Source organism: Robertmurraya sp. DFI.2.37 (assembly GCF_029211245.1).
Taxonomy (GTDB): domain Bacteria; phylum Bacillota; class Bacilli; order Bacillales; family Cytobacillaceae; genus Robertmurraya; species Robertmurraya methanolica_A.
The window spans coordinates 1-2,645 of record NZ_JARGEJ010000118.1; the positions used below are offsets into that span (position 1 = coordinate 1).

Annotated in this window: 6 protein-coding genes; all 6 read right to left on the reverse strand. The window is 36.5% G+C overall.

The genetic code is table 11. The annotated features are described in order from the left end of the window. Positions 1-16: 16 nt before the first annotated feature. Genes PZE06_RS25565 through PZE06_RS25590 form a run of 6 tightly spaced genes read right to left on the reverse strand, consistent with a single transcriptional unit; the run spans position 17 to position 2,611 of the window. On the reverse strand, positions 17-328 hold the full coding sequence (locus tag PZE06_RS25565; RefSeq protein WP_150917831.1) for a hypothetical protein: 312 nt from the start codon (positions 326-328) through the stop codon (positions 17-19). A gap of 4 nt (positions 329-332) precedes the next feature. Next, complete coding sequence (locus tag PZE06_RS25570) at positions 333-473, reverse strand: hypothetical protein (RefSeq protein WP_170943584.1); 141 nt, start codon at positions 471-473, stop codon at positions 333-335. Between the two features lie 52 nt (positions 474-525). Beyond that, the gene (locus tag PZE06_RS25575; protein ID WP_150917834.1) at positions 526-909 is read right to left on the reverse strand and encodes a hypothetical protein; all 384 of its coding nucleotides are present in this window, start codon (positions 907-909) and stop codon (positions 526-528) included. A gap of 37 nt (positions 910-946) precedes the next feature. Next, a complete protein-coding gene (locus PZE06_RS25580; RefSeq protein WP_150917837.1) occupies positions 947-1,135 on the reverse strand; it encodes a hypothetical protein in 189 nt (62 codons plus the stop codon). Between the two features lie 38 nt (positions 1,136-1,173). After that, positions 1,174-1,758, reverse strand: a complete 585-nt coding sequence (locus tag PZE06_RS25585; protein WP_150917840.1) for a hypothetical protein — start codon at positions 1,756-1,758, stop codon at positions 1,174-1,176. Positions 1,759-1,813: 55 nt separating this feature from the next. After that, positions 1,814-2,611, reverse strand: coding sequence for a DNA-methyltransferase (locus PZE06_RS25590; protein ID WP_150917843.1), 798 nt, complete (start codon positions 2,609-2,611; stop codon positions 1,814-1,816). Positions 2,612-2,645: the final 34 nt, after the last annotated feature.

Here is a 2,645-nt window from a genome sequence, read left to right on the forward strand (position 1 = left end):
TCTATCTTTTGTTTACTTAATCAAGTTCTTGAATATTGTTAATCGCTCCGGCTAAATCTTGATTGGTTTTAGTAAGTGTTTCGACGAGATTCTCTAGACGTTCTATATCCTGCTGCTGTTGCTCAACAATTCGCTTTAATCCATTTGCAAACTCAATAAAATCAAACGGTTCAACCTTTTCAATCCGATCAGTTCCGTATCTCCAATTGCTACGCCATTTAAATTGATAACGATTATGCTCCCATTGAATTACTGAAATAACCTCGTATTGCCCCGTTTCTAAATCCCTTACTATATCGCCCTTTTTTATTGTTTGCTCCCAACTCACCAAATTAACTCCTCCTACTAATTTTTACATATCCGTTACCACTACAATTTGGACATTCGGGATGACCTTCTGATGCAGTATACCCCCGACCGTTGCAATGTTCACACTTTTCAGTTTCGCCACCTGTTATATAACGTTCACTCACTATCTTTCCCTCCTTAGCAAAATGGTTATATTCAACAAATCCTACCTTTTGATTACTTAAAATGCGGGAAGTCCTCAAAATCGCCAATATGTTCGTCTTGGCACTCAGCATATTCTTTTTGAGTCATTTCCCAACAATGTTTACACATGCTCGCTCCAACATCTGCCATAAAAGGAGTTGGTCTGACTTTATCAGTTGTTTCTTCACAGTAATCACATTTTAAAGGTTGCTCCACACCAATAAGCTCCAGACCTTCCATCCAAATTAACAAATCGCTTGCCAATTCTTTATTATTCGTGACTTCTGCATATTTCTTAATTGCTGCTATGGCTGCTGGGTCCTCCATTGGTTTCAAAACAAAATATGGCCCTTCTTTTTCTTGCTTGGTTTCAGCATCTAAAATAGTGTATTTTTCATAGAGTCCTCTTTCTGGCATCCTCTTTCCCTCCTAATCAACTGGACTATCATTAAGTTTAAAACTTAACATCAATATATTTATTACATTTCCTGTTTTCGCAATAAATTGTGATGGATTCTACTGTAGCGCCAACGAAGTCTGTTGAAACATATACATCTAGTTCAATATTTTCAGCCCACCGACTCATCCCATCTGTAAAAATTTGTTCATTACCACACTCGTTGCATTTTATTGTAAAAGACATTTTCTTCAACTCCCTTAATTAACTTATTGCTAATTGTGTTATGCAGTAACTTTTTTAAGTCTGGACGTGTATTTTGCCTCGTATTCGATTTCAACAACGAATTCCGTATCGCAGACATGACAAGTTACTTCATCTTCTCCAGGCTCATACATATCTTCACTTGAACATTCTGAAGCACAAACAGGACAAATGATTTTATCTTCACGGAAACAATCCCACTCGTCATGTTTGTTTTCCTTTGCCAGTCGTAATGCTTCTTGTTTACGTTCTTCATGTTCTCTCTCACGACAAGGTTTGCATTGGAACCCGTCAGGATGCCCCCAAGGTATTTCGGTAAGCTCTTTTCTATGGGTTCCACAACTAACGCAACGGTCATGTTCCTCGCAAACAATATAAGAATATTTTTCGTTGTTTTTCAGACACTTACTACACCCACAAACCCAATACCACCCATCTTCAAAGCGTTCAGCATATAACCCACGTTGAGGTGGTTCAAGTTTGATTTCAGGTAATCCATTTCTATAAAAACTGTCATTCCAAATATTTGTGTGACCCGAACGTGTTCGCTGTTCCCACTCTTTTGGTATTTCAGGAATAAATATTTTCACATCTTTTAAATTCATCTCTTATCCCTCCTTAGGAAATTCCTTTACTCTTGTATTTCATAGAAACCAAACCTTAAATTAGTTCTAACTGTTCGAACTTGTTAATATGTTCAAGGTTAAGCATTGATTTTTTAGCCTTGTTGTAAAATTCTTTTTCAATTTCAAAACCAAAACTATGCCGATTAAGTTCGTATGCAGCTCTTAAAGTTGAACCACTTCCAGCACACGGGTCGATTATCACGTCACCTTCATCAGTAAAAATTTCAATGAGCTCTTTTAATAGATTTACAGGTTTCTGTGTAGGATGAATTTTTGGATACTCTTTAGCATTATCTCGCTTCCATTCAAACCAATTTTTAATCATCCTACCTTTCGTTGACTCAGTTTTACCATTTCTGAATTTGGGTAACTTATCTCGATATAAGACAACGGCATGTTCTGTAGCTCCAACGATCTTCATGTTTGCTTTTAATACTTGTGAACTTGTGCTCTTTACGAAAAACAATGGGTAGGAATTTTTGAATCCGTACTTTTTCCCATATTCCTCAATCATCGGCATTTGCTGATAGGAGCAAAACACGATCATAGCCGGAGCTTCATTTTTCTCCTTTGGCTCTTTCTTTAAAAGCTTGCTGCAGAAATGCATGTATTCAGCCAAATTAAAGTTTTCATCTGTTTTAAAAAATGATTTATTTGCAAGTTTGCTTTCACCTTTTTTGTTGTCACCGTCGATATACCATTGATTACTTGAAGCATAAGCATTGTTACCCAAGTTATAAGGAATATCAGCTATGACAAGTTGAGCTCTAGGAATGTTGTATCTTTTAAAGTTTTGAAAATGGTCATGATGCAATTCGCATTTTATATTCATAGTTCCCCTCCTAACCTAGTAAACTTAATAATTC

Excerpts from the sequence above, each read along its gene's own strand:
- PZE06_RS25575 (WP_150917834.1), bottom strand. The coding sequence starts at position 909 with ATGCCAGAAAGAGGACTCTATGAAAAATACACTATTTTAGATGCTGAA.
- PZE06_RS25585 (WP_150917840.1), bottom strand. The coding sequence starts at position 1,758 with ATGAATTTAAAAGATGTGAAAATATTTATTCCTGAAATACCAAAAGAG.
- PZE06_RS25580 (WP_150917837.1), bottom strand. The coding sequence starts at position 1,135 with ATGTCTTTTACAATAAAATGCAACGAGTGTGGTAATGAACAAATTTTT.
- PZE06_RS25590 (WP_150917843.1), bottom strand. The coding sequence starts at position 2,611 with ATGAATATAAAATGCGAATTGCATCATGACCATTTTCAAAACTTTAAA.